Origin of the sequence: Lysinibacillus sp. NPDC058147, from assembly GCF_042884205.1 — a bacterium.
In the GTDB taxonomy this organism is placed as follows: domain Bacteria; phylum Bacillota; class Bacilli; order Bacillales_A; family Planococcaceae; genus Lysinibacillus.
This window is the reverse complement of sequence record NZ_JBHVUJ010000012.1, coordinates 1-24696: the sequence shown is the minus strand read 5'-3', so window position 1 is coordinate 24696 and position 24696 is coordinate 1. Positions and strand designations below refer to the sequence as shown.

General features: G+C 35.2%; 25 protein-coding genes. 13 read left to right on the top strand and 12 right to left on the bottom strand.

Annotated elements, in window-relative coordinates:
• Positions 1-11 precede the first annotated feature (11 nt).
• A complete protein-coding gene (locus ACFVT8_RS22345) occupies positions 12-1055 on the top strand; it encodes a hypothetical protein (protein ID WP_387085597.1) in 1044 nt (347 codons plus the stop codon).
• Positions 1056-1123: 68 nt separating this feature from the next.
• Here the strand turns inward: ACFVT8_RS22345 and pdxR are convergent, their stop codons facing one another.
• On the bottom strand, positions 1124-2500 hold the full coding sequence (gene pdxR / locus ACFVT8_RS22340; protein ID WP_387085594.1) for a MocR-like pyridoxine biosynthesis transcription factor PdxR: 1377 nt from the start codon (positions 2498-2500) through the stop codon (positions 1124-1126).
• Positions 2501-2594: 94 nt separating this feature from the next.
• On the opposite strand from pdxR, the gene ACFVT8_RS22335 reads away from it, so the two are divergent.
• The gene (locus ACFVT8_RS22335) at positions 2595-3182 is read left to right on the top strand and encodes a GNAT family N-acetyltransferase (RefSeq protein ID WP_387085591.1); all 588 of its coding nucleotides are present in this window, start codon (positions 2595-2597) and stop codon (positions 3180-3182) included.
• Positions 3183-3282: 100 nt separating this feature from the next.
• On the opposite strand, the gene ACFVT8_RS22330 is transcribed toward ACFVT8_RS22335, so the two are convergent.
• The 5 genes from ACFVT8_RS22330 to ACFVT8_RS22310 all read right to left on the bottom strand — a co-directional run bounded on the left by ACFVT8_RS22330 (position 3283) and on the right by ACFVT8_RS22310 (position 7543).
• Positions 3283-3990 (bottom strand): ABC transporter permease, encoded by a 708-nt coding sequence (locus tag ACFVT8_RS22330; protein WP_387085588.1) that lies wholly within the window; start codon positions 3988-3990, stop codon positions 3283-3285.
• A complete protein-coding gene (locus ACFVT8_RS22325; RefSeq protein WP_387085585.1) occupies positions 3987-4835 on the bottom strand; it encodes an ABC transporter ATP-binding protein in 849 nt (282 codons plus the stop codon). Before ACFVT8_RS22325 ends, ACFVT8_RS22330 begins: the two co-directional genes overlap by 4 nt.
• 148 nt (positions 4836-4983) lie before the next feature.
• A complete protein-coding gene (locus ACFVT8_RS22320; protein WP_387085582.1) occupies positions 4984-5940 on the bottom strand; it encodes a LytTR family transcriptional regulator DNA-binding domain-containing protein in 957 nt (318 codons plus the stop codon).
• The gene (locus ACFVT8_RS22315) at positions 5927-6526 is read right to left on the bottom strand and encodes a dienelactone hydrolase family protein (RefSeq protein WP_387085579.1); all 600 of its coding nucleotides are present in this window, start codon (positions 6524-6526) and stop codon (positions 5927-5929) included. The genes ACFVT8_RS22320 and ACFVT8_RS22315 overlap by 14 nt, the downstream gene beginning before the upstream one ends.
• Before the next feature lie 192 nt (positions 6527-6718).
• A complete protein-coding gene (locus ACFVT8_RS22310) occupies positions 6719-7543 on the bottom strand; it encodes a methyl-accepting chemotaxis protein (RefSeq protein ID WP_387085576.1) in 825 nt (274 codons plus the stop codon).
• Positions 7544-8100: 557 nt separating this feature from the next.
• Between ACFVT8_RS22310 and ACFVT8_RS22305 the strand changes: the two genes are divergently transcribed.
• A complete protein-coding gene (locus ACFVT8_RS22305; protein WP_387085574.1) occupies positions 8101-9615 on the top strand; it encodes a DEAD/DEAH box helicase in 1515 nt (504 codons plus the stop codon).
• A 17-nt stretch (positions 9616-9632) separates the two neighbouring features.
• A complete protein-coding gene (locus ACFVT8_RS22300; protein ID WP_387085571.1) occupies positions 9633-10412 on the top strand; it encodes a YqhG family protein in 780 nt (259 codons plus the stop codon).
• Positions 10413-10495: 83 nt separating this feature from the next.
• Here the strand turns inward: ACFVT8_RS22300 and ACFVT8_RS22295 are convergent, their stop codons facing one another.
• Both ACFVT8_RS22295 and ACFVT8_RS22290 read right to left on the bottom strand, forming a co-directional pair.
• Positions 10496-10813, bottom strand: a complete 318-nt coding sequence (locus tag ACFVT8_RS22295) for an ArsR/SmtB family transcription factor (RefSeq protein ID WP_387085568.1) — start codon at positions 10811-10813, stop codon at positions 10496-10498.
• Entirely contained in the window at positions 10810-11235 is a 426-nt protein-coding gene (locus ACFVT8_RS22290; RefSeq protein ID WP_387085565.1) for an SRPBCC family protein, read from the bottom strand. The genes ACFVT8_RS22295 and ACFVT8_RS22290 overlap by 4 nt, the downstream gene beginning before the upstream one ends.
• 175 nt (positions 11236-11410) lie before the next feature.
• Between ACFVT8_RS22290 and ACFVT8_RS22285 the strand changes: the two genes are divergently transcribed.
• A complete protein-coding gene (locus ACFVT8_RS22285; RefSeq protein ID WP_387085562.1) occupies positions 11411-12049 on the top strand; it encodes a LysE family translocator in 639 nt (212 codons plus the stop codon).
• 164 nt (positions 12050-12213) lie between these two features.
• Here the strand turns inward: ACFVT8_RS22285 and ACFVT8_RS22280 are convergent, their stop codons facing one another.
• Complete coding sequence (locus ACFVT8_RS22280; RefSeq protein WP_387085559.1) at positions 12214-14406, bottom strand: MMPL family transporter; 2193 nt, start codon at positions 14404-14406, stop codon at positions 12214-12216.
• A 223-nt stretch (positions 14407-14629) separates the two neighbouring features.
• On the opposite strand from ACFVT8_RS22280, the gene ACFVT8_RS22275 reads away from it, so the two are divergent.
• A complete protein-coding gene (locus ACFVT8_RS22275) occupies positions 14630-15166 on the top strand; it encodes a TetR/AcrR family transcriptional regulator (protein WP_387085557.1) in 537 nt (178 codons plus the stop codon).
• A gap of 114 nt (positions 15167-15280) precedes the next feature.
• On the opposite strand, the gene ACFVT8_RS22270 is transcribed toward ACFVT8_RS22275, so the two are convergent.
• Positions 15281-16594 carry a short-chain fatty acid transporter gene (locus ACFVT8_RS22270; RefSeq protein WP_387085554.1) on the bottom strand — a complete coding sequence of 438 codons (1314 nt, stop codon included), beginning with the start codon at positions 16592-16594 and terminating at the stop codon, positions 15281-15283.
• A 308-nt stretch (positions 16595-16902) separates the two neighbouring features.
• Here ACFVT8_RS22270 and ACFVT8_RS22265 point away from each other — a divergent pair, with 308 nt between their 5' ends.
• From ACFVT8_RS22265 to ACFVT8_RS22250, 4 genes are all read left to right on the top strand, one after another.
• Positions 16903-17781: a LysR family transcriptional regulator gene (locus tag ACFVT8_RS22265; RefSeq protein ID WP_387085551.1), complete on the top strand. Its 879-nt coding sequence runs from the start codon at positions 16903-16905 to the stop codon at positions 17779-17781.
• 107 nt (positions 17782-17888) lie between these two features.
• Complete coding sequence (locus ACFVT8_RS22260) at positions 17889-18596, top strand: CoA transferase subunit A (RefSeq protein WP_387085548.1); 708 nt, start codon at positions 17889-17891, stop codon at positions 18594-18596.
• Entirely contained in the window at positions 18596-19231 is a 636-nt protein-coding gene (locus ACFVT8_RS22255) for a 3-oxoacid CoA-transferase subunit B (protein WP_387085545.1), read from the top strand. The genes ACFVT8_RS22260 and ACFVT8_RS22255 overlap by 1 nt, the downstream gene beginning before the upstream one ends.
• 363 nt (positions 19232-19594) lie before the next feature.
• Positions 19595-20008 carry a VOC family protein gene (locus ACFVT8_RS22250; protein ID WP_387085542.1) on the top strand — a complete coding sequence of 138 codons (414 nt, stop codon included), beginning with the start codon at positions 19595-19597 and terminating at the stop codon, positions 20006-20008.
• A 163-nt stretch (positions 20009-20171) separates the two neighbouring features.
• Here ACFVT8_RS22250 and ACFVT8_RS22245 read toward each other — a convergent pair whose 3' ends face one another.
• Positions 20172-20627 (bottom strand): hypothetical protein, encoded by a 456-nt coding sequence (locus tag ACFVT8_RS22245; protein WP_387085539.1) that lies wholly within the window; start codon positions 20625-20627, stop codon positions 20172-20174.
• Positions 20628-20859: 232 nt separating this feature from the next.
• Here ACFVT8_RS22245 and ACFVT8_RS22240 point away from each other — a divergent pair, with 232 nt between their 5' ends.
• Both ACFVT8_RS22240 and ACFVT8_RS22235 read left to right on the top strand, forming a co-directional pair.
• Positions 20860-21432: a tetratricopeptide repeat protein gene (locus ACFVT8_RS22240; RefSeq protein ID WP_387085536.1), complete on the top strand. Its 573-nt coding sequence runs from the start codon at positions 20860-20862 to the stop codon at positions 21430-21432.
• 410 nt (positions 21433-21842) lie between these two features.
• Positions 21843-23021, top strand: coding sequence for a NupC/NupG family nucleoside CNT transporter (locus ACFVT8_RS22235; RefSeq protein ID WP_387085533.1), 1179 nt, complete (start codon positions 21843-21845; stop codon positions 23019-23021).
• 190 nt (positions 23022-23211) lie between these two features.
• Here the strand turns inward: ACFVT8_RS22235 and ACFVT8_RS22230 are convergent, their stop codons facing one another.
• Positions 23212-23454 (bottom strand): DUF3923 family protein, encoded by a 243-nt coding sequence (locus ACFVT8_RS22230; protein ID WP_387085761.1) that lies wholly within the window; start codon positions 23452-23454, stop codon positions 23212-23214.
• Positions 23455-24436: 982 nt separating this feature from the next.
• On the opposite strand from ACFVT8_RS22230, the gene ACFVT8_RS22225 reads away from it, so the two are divergent.
• Positions 24437-24634 carry a sigma factor gene (locus ACFVT8_RS22225; protein WP_387085530.1) on the top strand — a complete coding sequence of 66 codons (198 nt, stop codon included), beginning with the start codon at positions 24437-24439 and terminating at the stop codon, positions 24632-24634.
• The last annotated feature ends 62 nt before the right edge of the window (positions 24635-24696 follow it).

The following is a 24696-nucleotide window of genomic DNA, read 5'->3' as shown; positions in this document are numbered from 1 at the left end:
TGTGAATGAACTTGGATCCGAAAAAATGGTTAGTAAAATTGTTTGCCACATCTTTCATAGTAATAGGATTACCTGTTTTCGGAATTATGGGTTTCAATTATTTTATTGACCCTCTTTGGAATTACACGCATGAGAATGACTTTAACGACTATCAGCTTGGCTTTGATGAAAGACAATTAAAAACAAATTATATAAATAGCCATGATTTTAATTATGATAGTTTGTTAATAGGAACAAGCAGGATTACGTATCTTAATGAGAGGGCATTTAAAAAAGAAAATGTTTATAACTATTCTTTGAGCGGGCTGCATATAAAAGAATATTTGCCTTACATGCAATATGCTGAAAAGAAAAATGGTAAGCCGTTTAAGAGAATTTTTATTGAGTTGTATTTTGATTCAGCGAATACTGATAAACCTAGTACATTGAATCCGCCGCAAACATATATTGAGACGTCGGAGGCACCTTTTTATGCAATAAAGTCTTTATTTTCGGCAAGTACGATGCATTATGCTCTATTTAATTATGATATTTCAAAAGCAAATCATTACGACGGTGCGCGCAGTTACACGCGTAATAATATTGCACAAACTACGTATCCAAATGATGATATGGAGCAGGAATGGCAAAAATTTAAGAAGAGTTTTAAAGCAGAAACCGCTAAGCCGTTTATGTATGATACCGACTATCGAAAAAGGCTTCAAGCTATAAAAGATGCATTCCCGAATACAGAACTAGTAGTCTTTACAGAATTAATGCCTGCCAAAAGGCTTCAAACAATTTTGCATAACGATAATCGTTACGAGGCTTATAGTAGATGGATGAATGATATGGTAGATGTGTTTGGTACTGTTTATAGCTTCCATAGTATGAATGAAGTAACGACAAATGAGAACAACTTTTTCGATTGGTTGCATTACTATCCAAACGTTGGTGATTTAATCATTAAAGATTTAGAGAACAGGGATGAACGATCAACTATTATGCAGACTGTGGATAAAGGGAATCTTGATGAGTACCTTAAAAATGTAGTGGTAGATATCAATATTGATTAAATAATAAAAAGATGACTCTGGTGTACTGTCGGAGTCATCTTTTTTTGATCTATCCAAAGGTTTTTAAATTATTCTGGCATGGATGCTTGCCAAACTGATGCAAGTAACGCGATGCCTTCTTTGATTTGCTCAAGGGTTAGCCCACCGTAACCCATAAGGACCATAGCATAGTCAGAGCCTTGCTGATAGGAAGTTGAACATGGATAAACTTCGATTCCTACCTCCTGGGCAAGCCTAATCGCATCCTGCTCAGAAAGTCTTTTTGGTAACTTCATAACAATATGTAGCCCAGATCTTTCACCAATTACTTCGAATTCCTTAGAAAAATGGGTGCTAATAGCTGCTAGTAATGTCTGTTGCTTTTTACGATAAATAGTGCGCATTTTAGCTAAATGCCTATCGAATAAACCTTGAGCAATAAAATCTGCTAATACAAGCTGATCTATTTTTGAGGCAACGGATTTTTGCTCCTGATTAAATAGCATAAATTCGTCGACTAACGATTTAGGCAAAATCATATAACTAATACGCAGAGATGGGATAAGTGTTTTAGAAAAGGTTCCGAAATAAATAACACGTTGTAGCTGATCCATCTTTGCTAAAGAGGGGATAGGGAGCCCTTTATAACGGAATTCTGAGTCATAGTCATCTTCAATAATATATGCTTGCTCAGAAGTCGCCCATTGCAGAAGTTCTGCACGCCGTTCAACAGGCATGACCATCCCAAGCGGAAACTGGTGGGCGGGTGTTGTGTATAACATGTGGATGGATTCTTTAGGTATTGTTACCCCTAAGTTATCAACAGGAATAGCATGGGTTGTTAATCCACATTGATGCAATGTAGCACGGACTCTTTTAAAGCCAGGTTCCTCTAAGCCAACTTCTACTTTTGAGCCAAAAAAGTGGCATAGAGCTTGAAGTTGGTTTTGTGTACCACTATAAACAAATACCTGTGATGCTTCACAAGTAACTCCTCTTGATCGTTCTACATAGCGAGCGATTTCCGTCCGCAATAGATCTTCTCCTTGCCAAGGACTTGTCGTTAAATTATCCACATTGAAGTGTTTTTTCAATAACTTATGCCAGGTCGAGAATGGAAAAGCTTCTTTATCCACATGTCCGTTATTAAAATCATATTTTATTGTATATGTAGTTGCTGTTATAGCTGTGGATATATGCTGCTTTTGCTGCTGTCCCCATTCAAATTCAAAGGGTGCTATAAAATAACCAGAGCGTTCCTTACTATAGATATAGCCTTCAGCTAGTAATTGCTCATACGCCTCTTTAATCGTATGGATACTAACATCAAGCGTTTTAGCAAGTGTTCGTTTAGAAGGTAATTGCTCATGGGCCAGTAGTTTTTTTCTTAAAATCGCTTGTTTTATTTCTTCGTAAATTTGCACGTATTTCGATACATCTCCAGTAAATGAGATCGATAACTCCAAAACATTGCACCTCCTGGTACGGTGTGTTTTTCGGAAATTGGTTATTTCTATCATATCAAAAATGCCGTTAAATAGAAAAAAGGAGTGAAGAAAAATGAATTTTATAGCGTTAGAAAATGAGGTCGTATTACTGAAACCATTACAACAAGAGGATATGCAAGGTATATTAGAGGCTGGTAGTTACCCAGAGATTTGGTCACATATGCCCACAACAATAGAGAAGATGGACGATGTGAATAACTTTGTGGACAAGGCATTACTAACAAAACGTGAAAAAACGGAGTTCCCATTTGTAATTGTGGATAAAAAATCTGGGCAAATCATCGGTTCGACTCGGTTTATGGATATTGATGAAACGCATAAACGGCTTGAAATAGGTACTACATGGATTACACCTGCTTTTTGGCGTACAGCTATTAATACGAATTGTAAATATTTATTATTACAATATTGCTTTGAGGTATTACATCTACAGCGTGTTCAAATTAAAACAGACCATGAAAATGTGCGTTCCCAAGAGGCAATCGAACGTATAGGTGCAACAAAGGAGGGGGTCTTACGTAATCATATGGTGCGTAAGGATGGCACAACCCGCCATACTGTGATGTACAGTATAACTTTGCAAGAATGGCCACAAGTGAAAAACCATTTGCAGCAGTTGCTAGTTGAGTTTTCTAAATGATAATGGAAAAAACTAAACGCCATCAGGAAAGCTCAGTCGAATTGATAATCAACCACAAGCTATAGTCATGATCCATTATTATACAAAAAAAGAATGGTCATTAGTCGACCATTCTTTTTTTATAAATAAATCCTGCTGTAATCCAAGTTACTAGTGACCAAACAATGATTGTAGTCATTGGAATAATGACGTCCATTGTTGTGTAGGATCCTTCTAAAGCTTCTGCTAATAGTACTAATTGGGAGCTTGGTAACCACTCTGCAATTTTTAAAATAGGAAAGGCAGACGATAATGTTAGGGCAAAAGTGCCGAACGTGAAAATAAGGATAACAGGTAGAATGATAAGAGACCCTTCCAAAACCGTTTTAGCGAATAATCCACATAATGTTCCTATTGCAATATAGAACACAGTCGAAAGTATTAAAGCAATAGCTAAGATGAAAATATTAGCTGGGCTATAGCCAACAATGAAAATAGTCAATGCTACAATTACCATTGTAAGGATAAAGACAAACAAGCTTTTACCTATTAATATATCGCCAAGTGAAGCAGGGGAAAGCATGAGACTACGAAGTGTATTTTTTTCTTTCTCCTCTGCAATTAGACAGCATTGTACGTAGGTAGTCACCATGGAAAATGCCATATTTACTGTAAGGACGTAGATGTCGATATTATTTCCACCTGTTTTATTAAAGAAAAACGCCATAAAGAGTGGCAAAAGTACCATAACAGATACAGCATAGTTACGTGAAAATTCTTTGTAATCCTTCATTAAAATAGCCTGAATACGTGTCATTGAAATGTTCATACTAAATCACTCCCTGTTATTTGCATAAAAATATTCCCTAATGTTGGCTCGTTTGTATAAATGCGAGAAACTTCGTTAGATTGCATCCATTGAAACAGTTTTTCAGCATCTTGCTCTCCATTTTGAATGACTTTGCAAGCACCGTTTTTTAATTCAACTGTAATAGATTCATCGCCAAACTCTTTTTTCAAATCCTTTGGCGCACCAATTGCTCGAATTTTACCTTTATGTAAGAAGGCTACACGATCACAAAGTATTTCGGCTTCACTCATATCATGTGTTGTTAAAAATATTGTCGTACCCATCTCGTTTAATCTACGCAAACCATTATAAATATGCTGTGTATTAACAGGATCGAGTGCAGAAGTTGGCTCATCTAAAAATAATAATTCTGGCTTATGCATGATGGCACGTGCCAGCGTAACACGTTGCATCATTCCTTTAGAAAGCTGACTAATTTTCTTTTTACGATCACCGTATAAGTTAACAAAATCCAACGCCTCTTTTATGGATGATTTAGGTAATTGATATAAGTTACTAAAGAGTAATAAATTCTCCTCGATTGAAAGTCGCGTATATAGCCCGCTATTATCAGTTAAAATACCGAAGCGTTTACGATTGTTACTTTGTTTCATCTCGTTTGCTGGGCGGCCAAACAATAAAACATCGCCAGCAGTTTTTTCAGTTTGTGCTGTTAATATTTTAATAGTAGTAGTTTTTCCGGAGCCGCTTGGTCCAAGGAAGCCGAATATTTCTCCTTTTTGAATGGAAAATGAAACATCCTGTAATGCTGCTTCCTTATTAAATGTTTTTTTCAAATGCTGAACATCGATCACTGCGTTCATTTGAAAACCTCCCTGTGTTGTTGTTGATATCTACACTATAAGGGACAATAAGGCTCTCAACATTAAATTACAGGTGAAAGGCAGTAAAATGACCTTTAGTGGAGAAATATTTCAGCTGACAGGAGTCGTTTATTTCCTGGGAAATCTACTAAATTCCGAGTATTTCCTTTAAATCTGCGAGATTATTTTTCGACAAAGGTACTACGGTCTTTTCATTGCTATTTAAGGCTAAACTGTAGCTATTGCGAGTCCACGTAATGATTTCCCGTACCTTTTGCAAGTTAACAATATAAGAGCGATGACTTCTAAAGAAGCCGAACGGTGTCAATTTTTGCTCAAGCTCATTTAATGATAATGTACATGGATAGGCTTCACCTGCAACATATAGCGAAACAACACCCTCAACACTTTCGATATAATCGATTTCAGGGGGATTAAATAAAATAATCTTATCATTTTTCTTTGTAGGGATTTTATCAAGCCGAATTGGTGCATTCTCAGAAGAGGGGGAAGCTGGTTCTGTCTCATCTTCTTTAACATCTAATGCATGTAAGCCCAATGTATCCAGTCTATGAACTTCTGTACTCGAAATAATTAAATCCTCAAGATTGTTAGATAGTAAAATGACTGTTTTATTCTGTTTTTGAAGGGTATCCAATAACTGAATGACTGTTTGCTTGGAAAACTCATCTAAGTTTTGGAATGGTTCTTCTAAAACATGTATCTGTGCCTTATTGAGATATGTATTAATCAGTTTTAAACGTTGCTTTTCTCCATTTGAAAGCTTGCTTATTTTAGTGCTTTTTTTCTCCGTTAAAGCGAGTAATATTAATAGATCATCCATCTTTTCAGAAGAAGCATTGAAAAGCTTTAAGCAAAAATTGATATATTCTCGAACTGTCAGTCGCTCATACAAAGCATTTTCACGAAAATGTGTAAACGTATTACGTTGCTTCGTAAACCATTGTGTTAATGTATGTATTTTTGACACATCCGTATAAATGCCAATAATAATTCCAGGCTGCATAGAAAGGTGAAAGTTTGGATATATAACATTTCCTCCTTCTATATAAGGGTCAATAATTATGCTTTCATTTTGGTTCATTACATAGTCCTCCTTGTTTAATATTGAAAAATTGCGAGATTTCAGCTTTTGATTGTAAATAACTTCCATAATTATAGTTTGAATTATTGGAGTCCATAAAACCATGCTGACCTAGATATTGTCTCGTATGAACAGCTGGTAATATATCGAGTGTTTCTTTTAATTCATGGACATCAAAGCTTTTCTCATGACTTGGTAAAATAACAAGTGTCGGACAAGAGGGATTTACATTCAAGTATTGGCGAATGCGTGAACCATAAACGCAAACGACTCCTTGTAATGGCAGTTCTGATAGTCTCCAAGCCAACGTTGCACCTACACTAAATCCGATTAATAGCACTTCATCATAATGTGTCGTATCTTCTAGTATTTTTTCAGTTAGTTTTTCGAGAGGAGCATCAAAGCCAACTTCATTTATGAAATACTCATAGGCTTCCTGCTCTTGTTCATATGGAAATATTCTATTGTCTGAATATAAAGAAATGCACTCAATAGTAGTGTTGGCGTTACTGTATGCTTCAGCTTGCATTTTTATAAAATCATTGACGCCATAAATCTCATGTAAAATAAATATCTTTCTCTTCATGTTGACCTCATGTTTGTTTTTTCAATAGTGTACCAAAAAGTGACCATATAGTATATTTTGTAAATTTTTAAGATGAACTCCTGTTGTTCCAGTAATTAAAAAAGTAACTAAAAGTAAAAAATCCGCGCAAATTTATGTGGTTCTTGATTTGGCCACATAAAGCTGGGCGGATTTTTCCATTGATATAAGCCTTTATTTCATTACGTTAGACATAAAACCCTTCATTTCCATACTAAGCGTATTTAGCTCATCAATAATTTCACTAAAGTCCTGAACAAGTTGTGCCTGTTCGTTTGTGGCACCATTTATTTGAGTCATGTTTTGCTGTAAACTTTCAAGATTATGATTGATGCTTCGAAGTGAGGATTCAATGTTATCAGTAGCAGTCGTTGTTTCAGTAGAAAGCTTGCGAACTTCTTGTGCGACTATATTAAATCCGGCACCATGCTGGCCTGCTCGTGCTGCCTCAATCGATGCATTTAAGCCAAGTAGGTTTGTTTGACGAGAAATACTTTTTATTAAATCGGTAATACCATTTGTTTTTTCAGCGTCCTCTAAAGCAAATTGTGTCTGTTTATTAATTTCCTCACTAGTTGCAGCTAGTTCCTCTGAATGAGAGGCAATTGTATGTACTTTATCCTGTAGGTTTTGAATAATATCATTCATAGTAAAAATATATTTCTCCATTTGGAGAGCGTGGTCAATAGGTAATCCAAAGGCTAGAGCACCTACGATATGCCCATTTTCACGAACAGGAAAAGAAAATGCGTTAAAGTCCACACCATAAACCTCTTTTGGTACAGGTTGATCAGTACTTTTGCCTTTAAGAGGGAGATGTAAAATGGCATCATCTGGGTGAATTTTTTGTCCATTTTTATAACCAGCATCTATCCGTTTCCCAGGTAAATAAGTAATAATGCTCTCACTCTCTTTTTCTACTACTGCAATCATGGCCTCGCCCTTCATAGCTAAATGAATGTAAGGTATTGATATTGATAATGCTTCAATAATATTCATAGTAACCTCCTCGGTATATGTAAATCCTGTTAAATTGATAATCTCGTTCTACTAAAAACGTAATTTTTGGAAAGTAATACTATCTTTAATTGTATGGAAAAAGGGAGAGAATAAAAAGACTATCTTAATACCAATATCCTTTTAAATTGTACGAAATTAAGGTACTATATTTAATTTTTATACAGGGATCGGATTTGTTTAGTTACGAATTTTGCATGTGTGGTAATCATGGTGTATATGCAATAAAACTTTGTAGAAAATAATACGGTATTAGATAGTATGGATTTTTTTCTATAGCCGTATTTGAATAAGTTGGTTGGAGTGGAGGCTGTGCGACTCCTTGGGGATTAGCAATAAAGGAACGGAGGCTAAAACCATCACATCATGTGATAACGCCTTCATGACCAACATCGGTGCTGTTGCTGTCACTATGCTTTCGCACAGACAAAAGCACTTTGCCGAAGCATAGTTTACTTTTTAGTCATTCTTTCGCAAAACCTTAACATAGCTTTCTCTTTTTTGGACAACCTAAACTTTAGAAATAATAGCATGAGGTGATGATCATGAAAATAGAAAGGTCGTCCGAATGGGAAGAAGGCTTTATAAATAAGCTAAATCCACATGAAAAATGGGATAGTTGGACATTGTACAAGATGAATTATGACATTGTGAAAATGAAGTTAATTCCTGATTTCACAGGTTTACAGGCGACTAAGTATTTACCAAATTTAAAACCGCTTAAGCACCAGTTGGAAGCTGCAGAAACAGTGATTGAACGTATGAATGGTAAAGCGATATTGGCTGATGAAGTAGGTCTTGGTAAAACAATTGAAGCCGGATTAATTTTAAAGGAATATCTGATTCGAGGACTCGTAAAAAGAGCATTAATATTAGCTCCAGCATCTCTTATTAATCAGTGGGTTGAAGAATTAAATATAAAGTTTCACATTCCGGCAATAGCTTATAAAAAAAATGTTCCGATAGAGCGCTACGATGTCCTTATTATGAGTCTGGATACGGCAAAGAAGAGTCCTCATAAAGAGCGCATTTATGAGCAGGATTACGACATGGTTATTATCGATGAGGCTCATAAACTAAAAAATCATAAAACCCAAATTTATGAATTCGTACAAGGCTTAAAGAAAAAGTTTTGTTTATTATTAACGGCAACACCGATTCAAAACGATGTCTTTGAATTATTTTATCTTATCTCTTTACTTAAGCCTGGTCATCTTGGCAATTATGATACATTTCAATCTGCATTCTCAGCAAGTAAGCATGATTTAGAGCATGATGATTATTTAAAAGAATTAGTGAATCAGGTGATGGTGAGAAATAGGAGAGAAGACACGGGTATTGACTGGACAAATCGTCGTGTTCAAATTGTTCCTATCCAATTTACGAAAGAAGAAGAGGAAGTTTATAATTTGCTCGGAACGCTTCAAAATACAGCCTCTTTTTCAATGATTACATTGCAGAAGGAAATGTGTAGTAGCAAGGAGGCAACAGGTTTAACATTATCTAAAATGCTTGAAGACAATGCGCAATCACAAGAAATTGAAGAAATACTAGCAAAATTAATGGCCTTAGAAGTGAATTCAAAGGCGAAAAAGACCCTTGAAATAATCGAGCAGGCCAAGGATAAAGTGATTATTTTTACAGAGTATAGAGCTACTCAAATTTATTTGCAATGGTATTTACATTCTAACGGTATAACAAGTGTCCTATTCAACGGTAAATTCAACAAAAGCAAACGTGATTATATGAAGCTTCTTTTTAAGGAAAGGGCACAGGTTCTAATTGCAACAGAGGCAGGTGGAGAGGGTATTAACCTTCAATTTTGTCATCATGTCATTAACTATGATTTACCCTGGAACCCTATGAAGCTAGAGCAACGGATTGGCCGTGTACATCGATTAGGGCAAGAGCATGATGTTCATATTTATAATCTGGCTATTGCCAATACGATTGAAGAGAACATATTAGCATTACTTCATACGAAAATTGATGTGTTCGAAAAGGTAGTAGGCGACTTAGATGCGATTCTATCTAACTTTAAAGAATCTGTATAGTGTAAGGGAGAAGGACCATGTATCCACAGCAAGTTCATAGTTATTTACGTCAATTTTTTAATGAAAATAATTGCCCTATATTAGGAGAAGACCATCATTATCTTACTGTACAATTAACCGTTGATATCGATAAAAGAATAATGAATCGCCCTTTTTATTGGCAATACGTAGAAGCTACAAATAGTGAGGCAAATCCAGCTCAAGTAACGTTCATTACAAACCAAACAGCGTCAACTGGGAGCCTTTATGGCGAAGCTATTCATTTCGGTTCTCTGAGAATGAACCGGCTTTTTCAAGCAACAAGGGAGCTAGGAGCTTATGTTCAGCTTTTTGAAAAGGTGGATAATGCAATAGGACAAGTTATCCTTACGCCTTGGCTAGGTGTTAACTTTAAAGTGTCGTATTGTTGCGACCGAACGAAAGAAATGCTTTATTCGTTTGGTATAAACTTGCTAACTGGGCTCATAAGAGAGGATTTTCACGAGACGATATGTACATCCGAGTTTGACACGGTTCCAGCAGACAATGCTTTTCATGTGCAATTTATCATTAAGCCCATTAGAGCACTTGAAAGATTAAATGCTACTATTGAAAAGATCATTGAACGAGATGATCATTCGTGGGCCACTGAGGCAAAAAAACGATGGCAACGTGATCAGCGAGTATTGGATTATTTTTATGAGGAAGAAGACGACAAGCCTGAATGCTATGATATTGAGAAGAAGGCATTAGAGGAACAATACGATACGAAAATTAAAATAGAAATTATTAATGGTGGATTATTTTATCTTTATTAAAGACGAGGAGCTGTCCTAATAGTGGGGACAGCTCCTTACCATTTTAATTTATTCAGGACTCAATAATGCCGAGACATTATTGATTATTCTTCAAAAATACTTTGTAATTGTGCCAATTTATTATCCCAAAATAAATCAAAGTACTGTAGCCAGTCTTCAATTTCTTTTAGTTTTTCGGCATGTAATGTGTATATTTTTTCTCGTCCCTTTTTCTGAGCAGAAACTAGCTCAGCTTGTTCTAAAATTTTCAAATGCTTCACAACAGCAGTTCGGCTTATAGAAAAATTCTCAGAAATAAGTGAAATCGGTTTATCACTTGAGGCAAGTAGCTGTAGGACATGACGTCTTGTTGGATCTGCGATTGCTTGAAAAACATCATACTTTACAGCAAGCGGTGTCATTGTGATTCCACAACTTCTTTTAATTTTTTGCCGACAAGCATTGTCCAGCCACCCTCCATTGTTGTACGAATAGCTTCAGCAGGCATGTTAGCTTTAGGGATGATATGCGAAGCTTCTTTCCAGCCACCGTGTGTTAACGTAAATTCTGTTTGCTCACCAATTTCTTTCAGCTCAAAAGTGACAAACCATCCATCTGTATCCCATGCAAAACGAACAAAATGTGGAGCATCTACTTGTTCTACTCGACATGGAGAAGGGCCGAACGGTGATTGTATTGTAAATTCATGCCCTTCAACTGGCTTAAAATCATTTGGCATAAGCCAAGTAGCAATCTTTTCAGCGTCTGTTACTGTTTCCCATACTTTTTCAATTGGTGCATTAAGTGTAACGCTTTTAACAATATTCTCTAGTTTTTCAGTCATTTAAAATGAACTCCTTTACATAAAATATAACCTTAAGGTGTTATGAATATATAACACCTTAAGGTTATATGTCAATTATAAATACATTGGATAAATTTTCTCAATGTCTTTTTGTGTAGCCATACTTATGTTAAAATTATTTTTACAATTTTCTGACTTAAGGGAGGTCATTGAAGTGGTGAACATATCTGTCTTTTTATTAATGTGCATTTTATTAATTATTTTACCTGGCCCGGATACGGCAATCGCAACAAAAAATACACTTACCGTAAGCAGAAAGGGAGGCTTACAGACTTTACTCGGCTCGTGCTGTGGATTATTGATTCATACTTTTGCAGCAGTTGTTGGACTTTCTGCGATTATTGTAAAGTCAGCATATGTATTTACCATTTTAAAATACGTCGGCGCGGTCTATTTATGCTATTTAGGTGTCAAAACCTTATGGGCATTACGAGCTATACGTACACAGCCTCCTGTTGTACAAGACGAGACCGAAATTGATCATAAATATTCAGAGCAATCATGCTTTAAACAAGGCTTTTTAACGAACGTTACAAACCCAAAGGTAGCTGTATTTTTTCTAACATTTTTACCTCAGTTTGTAGATGGAAAAAGCGGTACATTTATGCCGTTTCTTATAATGGGGCTTATTTATACGGCATTAACTGGATTTTGGTTTGTGTTCTATGTTTACTTGTTGGATAAAATTAGCGCATTTATGAAAAAGCCAACGACGAAAACTGTTATCGAAGGATTGACAGGTACAGTACTAATTGGCTTTGGTATTAAGCTAGCGTTAGAAAAAGCCCACTAAGATTAAAATGCTTTTTGCTTTAGAATAAAGTACAAGCAGAAAGAGCATGTTTTGATAAAAGATTGATCAAAACATGCTTTTATTTAATTCAAACTATGCACTTATTAAAAGGACCGAAGAATAAACAAGAATCGATTTTCTTCAGTCCTAGTAGTTAAAAATATTTATTCATTATTCGACTTAACATTTTTTCTTTCTATTTCTTTCATAAAGGATTCACCTTCTATATCTAAATTTGGTAGTAATTTATCTAACCACTTTGGCAAGTACCAAGAAGCTTTTCCCATTAAGATCATTACTGCTGGTACAATAGCCATTCTTACTACAAAAGCATCAAATATAACGCCAAATGTGAGTGAAAAGCCCATCGCTTTAATGATTGGATCTGGAGCTAACATGAATCCAGTAAATACTGAAATCATAATCAACCCTGCAGCTGTTACTACTCCACCACTATCTTTCATTCCGGCTAAAACAGCTTTACGTGCATCCCCGGTATGTGTAAATACTTCACGCATTCTACTAACTAGAAAAACCTCATAGTCCATTGCTAACCCAAATAAAATTCCAATCACAATGACTGGTAAAAAGCTTAATACAGGATTAGCAATAGGAAATCCAAATATATCAATTAAATTTCCATCTTGAATAACAAATACAGTGAATCCTAATGTTGCACCTAAAGATAGTAAAAATCCTAGTACTGCCTTTAATGGAACTAGAATAGACCTGAAAACTAGTACTAATAAGATGAATGAAAATCCAATAATTAATAAAGCGAATATTGGCAATGCATCACTCAACTTTTGTGATATATCAATGTTTACCGCCGTAGTACCTGTAACCATTAATTTTATATGTTTGGATTTTTCTAAGGTCTTTGCCTTGTCTCGAATATCGTTTACAAGATCTTTTGTTTCTGAATCAGATGCTCCTGTCTCTGGAGTTATTGAAATAAGATACAATTCTCCTGAAGGTCCAGGAATTGCTGGACTAACAGTCTTTACATTTGATAACCCACTTAATTCTTCAATAGTATCACTTAATGCTACTTGAGGATTGGTTGTTTCGCTTGAGGTTTTAGCTGCTACAATTAATGTTGCAAGATGGCCTGGGCCATAAGCTTCGGTAAGTAAATCATATGCTCTTCTTTCTGTTGTCTTTTCATTCTTCGAACCGTTATCTGGTAATGCGAGTTCCATATGGGAAATAGGAATAGCAATTATAGATAAAAGTGCGATTCCAATAATCGCTACCTTCCACGGGCGTTTTACTACGAAATTTCCCCATCTATCGGGAGTAGTTTGTTTTTTATTACTTTTAATAATTTTACTTAAAAAAGTATTTTTTCTATCTGGTCCCACTTTATGTCCCATCAGACCTAAAAAGGCTGGAACCACAATTATTGCAATAAATATTGCGAATAATACGCAAAGAGCAGCAGATAGACCCATCATTGTTAAAAATGGTATTTTTGCAACAGATAAACCTAAGAGCGCAATGATGACCGTTATACCAGCAAACACTACAGCACTACCGGCTGTTCCATTTGCAATTGCTACAGACTCTTGAACAGAATATCCTTCTTTCCTTTGCTGTCTAAAACGAGTCATAATAAAGAGAGCATAATCAATGCCTACAGCCAGTCCTAACATTGCTGCTAACGTTATCGAAACAGAGGTAATATCCAAATAATTTGTTCCAATCGTAATTAATAATATTCCTATTGCTAGTCCAATAACTGCCGTAATGATTGGCAACCCAGCTGCTATGAAGGAAATAAACGTAATTGCTAATATAGCAAAAGCAACAATTACCCCAATTACTTCTGTTGCTCCTCCTATTTCCATTTCAGAAAATATAACATCACCAGCTAGTTCTGTTTGAATGCCAGCATCACGTATGTTTCCGATGTTTTTCGTAATATTTTCCTTTGATTTTTCTGATACCTTGTCTGCTGCTACATCATAAGTAACAATCGCATAACCAATTTTCTTATCTTTATTTAAATTCTCTAATTCTAACGGGCTTGCTACAGAAACAATATGACTATCTTTTTCTTTTATCACTCTCAATGTATCCGTAATTATATTATTAATCTCTTCAGAATCTAAGGTCTTATTATCAGGTGCTTTAAATACTAATTGTACTTGACCTGTATTAGAGGGGAATTCCTTTTGAATGAGATGAAGGGCTTTTTCTGATTCTGATCCAGGTATAGACATATCCTCAGAAAAATTTGATCCCATATTCATTGCAATAATTGCAAGCACGAAGAGAACAGTTAATGAACCCCCAATTATTTTTTTACTATTGTTTGCCGCCAATTTTCCTAATTTATAAAGATACTTTGCCATTAACAGCTTCCTTTCATCCTAATATTACAGACAGCACATTAAAACAACTAGTTATTAATCGTACACTCTGTTGATTTAATGGCGTAGACAAAGTATATTAAAGCTAATTGAAGGTAACAATAAGCAAAATGAAAACATGTGTTATTAAATAATCATTTATTATTGTTTTGTCCATTTAAAAACAGATTGAAGTGATTTGCTTAATAAGCAGGAGGGAAAAAACGTGGTTGGTACACCAGGAAATAGAAGAACACTGTATAGTAAAAAGGTAATAATAGAGGCTTTTTTATTGCTGCTACAAGAAAAAAACCTAAATAAAATTACAGTTACGGATATTTGCAAAATAGCAGATATTAATAGGGGAACTTTTTATTCTTACTATAATGATCCCTTTGATTTAATGAGAAGTATTGAAGAAGAATTGATAGAGAAAATGATGAGTACAATTAATAATTCAGGAGAACAAAATATACTAAATGAACTTTTAAATTTGATACTTATAAATAAGGATCTCTGTAAAATTATTTTTAATGAAAAAAATAGCACTCATGTACTTAATACAGTTTTGAATTCTGCTCATGATATAACAATTCTAGAAATACAAAAAAAGCTACCAAATGCTAGTGAGACTCAGTTAGAATATTTTTTCACTTATTCAACAGGAGGGATCATTGAAGTAATTCGAAAATGGATAAATGATGATATGAAAATTCCAACTGAAGAAGTTGTCCAAATCATAGAAAGTATGAACGTCACCTAATCTCCACTACAATCAACTTATATATGGCATAGCTTTTAAAGGTACATAAAAACTTCACGAAAATGTATGGTCTTAAACATCTTCGTGAAGTTTATTTAAATACTTTATATTCGGTTAGAAGAAAAGGAAGCCAATGCTAATAATAATGCCCGTAAAGATTAAAACGAATAAGCAGAAGCCCATTATATCCCTAGCCTTTAAGCCAGCGATTGCAAGAGCTGGTAATGCCCAAAACGGTTGAACCATATTCGTCCAGGCGTCACCCCACGCAATAGCCATAGCAGTTTTAGCATAATCGGCACCTAAAGTAGTTGCAGCATCTAGCATAATAGGGGCTTGCACCGCCCATTGTCCACCACCTGACGGTATAAAGAAGTTAACTAGTCCTGCTGAAAAGAATGTAAACAAATAGAAAGTATGTTCATTGGAAATGTTAACGAACCATTCTGAGAATACAGCGGCTAAACCAGAAGCGGTCATCATGCCCATAATTCCTGCATAAAACGGAAATTGAAAAACGATGCCTGTTGTTGTTTTAATAGCATCTTGTGCAGCAGCAAGGAAACGCTGTGGTGTCCCATGAAAAATGATGCCTAGCACAATAAAAATCGTATTAATCACATTTAAATCAAGAACAAAGCCTTTCGTCATAAAATGATGTACTAAATAAACAAGTCCGATAATAGCAATTAAAATCGTTAAAATATAACTACGCTCAGAGCGGCTGGCGAAGTTATTTTCAGGCTTAGGTAACTCTGTTTTTTCTTCTACTAATAAAGCAGGGTCAATCTCAACTGTATCTTCTTCCTTTGGCATCATCCAACGATTAAAGAACGGTAAAGTGAAGACGATAACAATGACTATAAATAAGTTATATGTTGAAAAAAGTGTAACATTTGTTGGGATGATACCCATAATGTCAGCAAATTTATGGCCTTCCGTCGCAATGGATAACGGAATGGAGCCAGCTAATCCACCATGCCAAATAACGAAACCTGAGTAGGCACTAGCAATTAATAAACGATAATCTACCTTTTTAACATGACGAGCAATTTCCTTTGCAAAGAGGGCACCAATGACAAGTCCGAATCCCCAGTTAATCCAGCAAGCTATTAGAGATACGAATGTAATAACGATAATAGCCATGCTTGGTGTTTTTATTTTACTTGCAATGGCTGCTAATCCTTTCTTGAACACGGGACTATTCGCTAAAATGTGACCTGCAGCTAAAACAATCACCATTTGCATTGTAAATGCTAATAGTTCCCAAAAACCATCTCCCCAATAGATTACCATATCGAGCGGAGAAGAATTTGTTAAAGCAACCCCTAATAATAACGTTAATACAGTGAGGATAGTGACAAAAATGTATGGATCAGGTAAATATTTTTCCATGATAGCATTCGAAATTCTTGTTAACGTTTTCATGTTAGAAATCCCCCTTCCTTTCCGGCCATCTATTATTTCTAATTGTACATGGGAAAACGAATAAATAAAGATAAAACGGGTATTAAGAACGATAAACGGAACGTAATGTAGAAATAAACTCGTGATTGTTATCTCGGATATCGTGTGTAATTAAATGTTATAAAAACCATAACAAATGCTTATTGCTATTGTATTTGTCTACTTATTTTTAAGAAGAAGGATTAGTAGAATATGAGGAGAATTTATTAATAAATAGGGGAGTTTGGAATATTATTTATAACAAATTAGAATAAATAGGGGGTATCTATATGGAGTTACGAGATTTAAAAGCATTTATAACCGTTGTTGAACATGGGAGCTTTACAAAGGCAGCTAGTGAATCCTTTGTATCCCAGCCTTCATTAAGCAAAAGCATTAAAAAGTTGGAGAATGCTCTTCATGTAGAGTTATTAAACCGCTCTACACGCAATATAGAATTAACAGACGCAGGTAGTATTGTCTATAAACAAGGACAAAAAATAATACGGTCTGTACATGATTTACATATATTATTGGATGATTTATCGAACATCAAAACAGGTACGATTAAATTAGGGATTCCGCCGCTAATTGGCACACTATTTTTTCCTGAAATCGCTCGAAAGTTTCATAAGCAGTATCCAAAGGTACATTTAGAGCTTGTGGAACGTGGAGCTAAAATGATCGGAACATTAGTAGAAAATGGCGATGTTGATATGGGGATTGTTGTTATACCTACAGATGAAAGAAAATTTTCCGTCCGATCATTTGTGGAAGATCAATTTTTTGTCTTTATCAATGAGTCCCATCCATTGGCTCAACAAGAACATATTCTATTACAAGATTTGAAAAATGAAACATTCATTATCTTTGCAGAGGAATTCACATTGCATGATTATGTTATTAAATCATGTAAAAGCGTAGGATTTACACCAATAATCGGCTATAAAAGCTCGCAATGGGATTTAATAGTGGAGTTAGTATCCTCGAATTTAGGAGTGACACTTTTACCATATTCAATAGCCGCAAAGCAGACGAATAAAAATGTCAAAATTATTCCGTTACTTAATTTTGACATGCCATGGCGTTTAGGTGTTATTACGAAGAAAAATACATATCAATCTTTTGCATTAAAGCAGCTACTCAATACAATATGTCCTGAAAAGTAATTTATGCACTTTTAGAATAAATAGTATTCTAATTAATTCCTTTACTTATAAAATGGTATTAAGGTAGAATTTTTCTTAATAAGTGAGCTATTTTAGGGGGTTTTGAAATGGGGAACGGGAAAGTGTGGAATTCGTTTGAGGAAGCCGTGGCGGATATTAAAGATGGGGATACGTTAGCGGTAGGGGGCTTCGGGCTATGTGGTATCCCCGAAAAATCTATTGCGGCACTAGTCCAAAGGGGTACAAAGGACTTAACAGTTGTAAGCAATAACTGCGGTGTGGATGATTGGGGTTTAGGGCTTTTATTAGCAAATAAACAAATCAAAAAAATGATTGCATCCTATGTAGGTGAAAATAAAATTTTCGAGCAGCAATTTTTAAGTGGGGAGCTTGAAGTAGAATTGACACCACAAGGTACGTTGGCGGAGCGTATGCGAGCTGGCGGAGCAGGAATTCCGGGTTTTTACACAGCTACTGGTGTAGGTACACCAATTGCCGAGGGAAAAGAAGTAAAGGTTTTCGATGGCAAAGAATATATTTTAGAAAAAGGTATTATTGCAGATTTTGCCCTTGTCAAAGCATGGAAGGCAGACAAGCTAGGAAATTTAGTTTTTAGAAAAACATCTCGTAACTTTAATCCTTTAGCTGCAATGGCAGGAAAAATTACGATTGTAGAAGTAGAGGAAATTGTTGAGGTAGGAGAGTTAGATCCAGATCATATTCACACGCCAGGAGTGTTCGTGCAACGCATTTTACTAGGTGAAAATTATAAGAAGCGTATCGAGCGTTTAACGGTGAAAAAGGGGGATGCGTGATGGCTGATACAAGACAAAGAATCGTAAATAGAGCGGTAAAAGAAATACAAAATGGCATGAACGTCAATTTAGGTATTGGTATCCCAACGTTAGTGGCCAATGCAATTCCGGCTGATTATAACGTCCTTTTACAATCAGAAAACGGACTTCTTGGCATTGGTCCATACCCAGCAGAAGACGCAGTCGATCCTGATTTAATTAATGCAGGTAAAGAAACGGTAACGGTTGTTCCTGGCGCCTCCTTCTTTGATAGCGCCGAATCATTTGCCATGATTCGTGGTGGTCATATCGATCTTGCTATTTTAGGTGGCATGGAAGTATCTGAAACAGGTGACCTTGCAAACTGGATGATTCCAGGGAAAATGGTGAAAGGTATGGGAGGCGCCATGGATCTTGTAGTTGGGGCAAAAAGAGTAGTCGTCGTGATGGAGCATGTCAATAAAAACGGCGAGTCCAAAATAAAAAAGCAATGTGAGCTACCGTTAACTGGTAAAGGCGTTGTGCATAGGTTAATTACAGATTTGGCTGTTTTCGACTTTACAGATGAAGGCATGCAGCTCATAGAATTAGCAGAAGGTGTCTCATTAGAGGAAGTAACAAAGAAGACAGCTGCTTCCTTTAGTGTCGCCTTATAAAGTGAAACTTTAATCAGTGGGGATTTTCTTCATCCCCACTGATTAATAGTCTTCACCAATCGGGCGTTTACGGGCAGTTAACCTCATATAATTTTTTGGCTTCCGATTAATCTCGAGGTTGTACCGACGCTTCTCTTTCGGTACATAATTACTGCCCGTTAATGCGTCTTCACCAATCGGGCGTTTACGGGCAGTTAATCTCCCATAATTTCCGCGGGTATTTAACTCCGATTCGCGAGTATTTCAACCAATATCGCGGGTATTTCAGAAGAGGATTAAGGTTGATTATAATTTTTCAGACTATTGGCTGTTCTCTAGCTCTATTTTGTAATTATACAATGATTGAAAAGGAGAAAAATAACAATGAGACAACAATGGTCAGATGAATTACAGGTTGCACAGGTCCGCATTGCACGGCCGACTGATAAAATAAAGGAAATTGAAAAATTTTATTGTGAAGGCGTAGGGTTAGAAAAAATCGGCTCTTTTTCAGGACATCGGGGCTACGTTGGTATCATGATCGGTCTTCCGAATGCTGATTATCATTTAGAGTTTACAGAGCATATTGAAGGAAGTCCTTGCCCAGCACCGACAAAAGATAATTTGCTCGTATTGTATATCCCTAATCGTTCAACCATACAGCGTATTGCTGAACGATTATTGCAAATGGGCTACCCTGAAGTGGAACCAGAAAATCAATATTGGGCTGAAAAAGGTATCACAATTGAAGATCCTGATGGCTGGCGTCTCGTATTGATGAATACAGAGGGAATTTAAATGGGTATAAGCTTACATATTTATACCTTGCGTGGTATATGATTACCCCTTTAATATCGAAAGATGGAACAGGCATCTGACAAATAAATCTTTTGTCCAAAGAAATTAATAAATAAAAAAAAGATACCCCTTCGTTATACACGGAGGGGTATCTTGAAATGCTCTATTGTCCTAAAGCAGCACTTTGATGATAATGAGTAGCAATAGATTCAATATCTAGCTGGGTATAGTTTGCCCAATTAGCCTTTTTAAAATCTTCCTCACTAAAATAAATATTCAATAGCTCCGTCATAGATTTATCCCCCTTAGGGTCCGTTAAAGGTGCATACCAATTAATAGCTGGAGCTTTAACGTTTTGTAGCTTAGACAGCTCTGCAAATATTTTAGTGGAATCCTTCAGCATTTGATTTTTCATACCTTTTTTCACATCTGTATCCTGTATAGAGATTGAGACGGTACCGTTCTTTTCTTCAACGGTAAATTTATTTTTAACGATAGCTCCAACTATATCTTCAACGGAAGTATTTTTATCGACGGCAACTTCCTTTGGAGCTGTATTTTTCCCGCAAGCTGATAATAGTAGTGTGGCTAGTAAAAATAAATAAAATAATTTCTTCAATGTAATAACCTCCCTTGTTACTACCATATATGCGCAAAATGGAGGCGAATTATACAAAAAGAAGGAAGGTTATAAATTCTTTTTTGTGTATGTAATATATAACCTTATATTCCTACTTAAGTGGGATACTGGTGGGTGTGTAAAGTGAAAAATTGATAACGATAAACGTCATAAAATCAAAATCTAACTTACATAATTTCTATAATCTTTTTTAATCGGAGGCGTCGGAAAAATGAATTTCTCAGAGTTTAAAAACTGTCTTTTGACAATAAGTGAAATAATTTATTTTGATAGCAATGAGTATCTTCGTGAAAAAACTTCTAATCCTTTTAGATTAAGGGAAATTATAGACTTGGCTGAAAATTTACTGGCAAATCTAACGAATGAAGATGAAAAATTTTTTCTAATGGGAACGCTAGGGAACTTATATAGAATTTACGGAGAACCACAAATAGCCGTTAACATTTTAACTAAATGCGTTACTATTGCCAGCAATCAAAACAATAGCAAACGAGAAATCGTATCCTTAATACGTCTTGGAGAGGCAATTAAGTATAACGGTGAGCCAGTAAAAGCATTAGAAATCTTCAACGAAGTTTTAGTTAAAAGTAAGGCAAACAATCAATTGTTGTATTTGGACTTTGCCATACAACATAAAGGAAAGTGTTTATTAGAAATAGGGGGCATAGCTGAAGCAGAAAAATGCTTTAAAGAAGCATTAAATTTAAGGGAACTTAATGGTGATGTATCTCTTATTGAATCTACGCAGCAAGCATTAAATTTTATACAGAAATTGAAATGCTAATACCTAGATTCTTATAATAAAAAGGTTGGGTGGTTTAAATGTCATTTATAATTATGAGACAGCGCTTCATCCTTATAAGTTCATTTAAATCAGTAAAATTTGAATAAATATTACAAAAAATTGTAACAAGCAGAGACCATCATATATATGATGGTCTTTTTTTATATAACGATGATTTTGTAAGCGTATACACTTTTCGCATAGTTTTTTTCTTTTAACTATTGAATTGCTAGTGAAAACAATGTATAGTGAAGTGATTTGTCTGACGTCTGACTGTCTACATATATTCAGTTTTAAGATCCAAAGCAGTTATTCATGTTTCAATAATGGAACATAATGAATGACAGAAGGATATGTAGTTTCGGATATCGAACGCGTAAAAATTATTAATATTATATATGGAGGAACTCATGAGATACTTAATATCCATTTGTGGATTGCTACTTGTTTTTGGTCTAGCTCTGTTAATGAGTAAAAACAAAAAAGAAATAAAATATAAAAACATAATTATTATGTTAATCATCCAATTTATACTTGCAGCATTACTGCTAAATACTAAGTTTGGTTATGTTCTAATAAAAGGTTTTACAAAAGTATTTGATCATTTGTTGGCTTATGCAAGTACAGGTATAACTTTTGTTTTTGGTGGTTTAGCGAATGAAGGGGAGTATTCCTTCTTCCTAAATGTGTTATTACCTATTGTTTTTATATCTGTATTGATAGGGATTTTACAACATTTTAAAATTCTTCCTCTCATCATGAAAGGGATAGGTTTACTTTTAAGTAAAGTAAGTGGTATGGGGAAATTGGAATCCTATAATGCTGTTGCTTCTGCAATGGTTGGTCAATCTGAAGTATTCATTACTGTTAAAAAACAATTAGATAAGATTAGCCCACAGCGAATGTATACATTATGCGCATCAGCAATGTCGACTGTTTCTATGTCAGTTGTTGGAGCATATATGACGATGATTGAACCGAAATATGTTGTAACGGCGATTGTCTTAAACTTGTTTGGCGGTTTTATTATTGTTTCGATCATCAATCCGTATACAGTAGAAGCAAGCGAAGATATTTTAAAGATAGATGAACAAAAGCAATCGTTCTTCCAAATGCTTGGAGAATACATCATGGATGGATTTAAAGTGGCCATCATTGTTGGAGCTATGCTGATCGGTTTTGTAGCATTAATGGATTTAATCAATTCACTATTTGATATGATTTTTGGTATATCCTTCCAAGATATTTTAGGTTATATCTTTGCACCAATTGCTTTCCTAATGGGTATACCATGGGCAGATGCTATTACTGCTGGAGGAATTATGGCAACAAAATTAGTAACGAATGAGTTTGTTGCAATGATAAGCCTTGGAGAAGTAGCTAAGTCTATGAGTACGCATACACTGGCTATTATTTCAGTCTTTCTTGTATCTTTTGCAAACTTTTCATCTATCGGTATTATTGCCGGAGCAGTTAAAGGTTTGAACGAAAGACAAGGGAATGTAGTTGCTCGTTTTGGCTTAAAGTTGTTGTATGGTGCCACGCTTGTTAGTATCTTAACGGCAACGATTGTTGGTTTTGTTATTTAATTTAAAAAAAGAAGCAGTTGACTGCACTCCAATTGATAGACACATCAATTGGGGTGCATTTTTTTATGACTAAAGTGTGTGGCTTTTGCACTTCAAGGTGGATGGCTAACGGTACTAGAAGGGAGTTAGATAACACAGGCACTTTTACATTACTTTAAGTGACTTAGAAAACTACAAAGAACACCAATTATTAGGATAGTCTTTTTGTTGAATTATTGGTTGTACCTTTTTTAACAAAATGAATAAAAATGAGTAGTATTAGTTGAAACAGTGCAACAATCAAAAATGCGATACCTAAAACAATGAATGAGACCATTCTAACTTCAGGAGTTTGAACTACCCCTGCATAATCAACTTCTCTAACCCCAATAAAAATGGCTCCAGCAGCAAAAATGAATAGCCATACAATATTTATAACCCACCATATTTTCATACCCAAAATAAATATCTCCTTTCTATTCATAATTGTATTTGATTTACTACAATAGCTTAGGGATGAGTTCCTTTCCAACGAGACGCTCTCCATTTGCGTCCGATGTGCCACTGGGTGTTGGTACGAAGAGATCGCCTAAGAACGAAGATCAGTGCGCTTTCTAAAATCGATATGCCCTTTAATAAATGTCATCTGGGGTGATGTTTAATGTTCCAATTATTGTTTTTTAATTGTAACACTTTTCCTTTTTACTGGGAACAAACTTTAGGCGGTGCTACTTCTCAGCAAAACTGAGTTCATTATAATTTCCAAGAAAGCTCATTTTGATAAAAAAAATCACTCTCCAATAATGGAGAGTGATTCGTTCAAAAGCCATGTGGCTGTATGATTAAATTTAAAAAGCCGCGTATGCCGTAGTTATTATAGAAAGTTTTAAACCACCACTCCTCAAAAAAATGAATTTGTGAAAATGTAGTGAATTCAAGTTTTCTACACCTATTTTCTGTCTTTAAATTCTATAGATTCTATGGATTTTCTATATTTTTCCCCAAAATTTCCCCATTAAAGCTTTATTGAAGGTTGTTTTCGTAAAGATTGTTGCTCTTCAACTAACGGAGCAGGTTAATGAAAGAGGGCATTATTTTCCACTACATACAATGGTACAATTTGGGTAAGAGGTGAATGAGTCTTATTCTTTTGCTTTCATTCAATACTCATAGGATTAGCATTAATATACTTTTATCGTAACTTACCAAAAACAATAACTACATTTGCATTTGTTTTTCTTACTATGAGTTTTATTTACTGGGGAGTAGTTTTATTAAAGTAACGGGGTAGGTTTGTTCAATAATCGGGCCATTTAATTGAATAAGTGAATAACTGCATCTGTTATAAAGATGCAGTTTTTTTAAAAATGTTGTAACGAAATCAATAATTTTGTGATACATAGGTGAATGGCCAGACGGAAAATGGGAGGGTGGCAGTGGATAAGGACAATATATACCAAGATTATGGGGATTTTATTTTTAAATACTTGTTAACTTTGACAAACAACCTTGATTTAGCAGAAGAGCTAACTCAAGAAACATTTTATCAAGCGATTAAATCCATTAATAACTTTCACGATAATGGAAAAGCCAAGTTTTCCACGAGGGCACTGAAAAACTTGCGTTTTTTATAAATAAATTCGTTTTAGAGAAAGATAGGGCGCTTCTTGTTCAAATTTTGAACAGGAAACGCCCT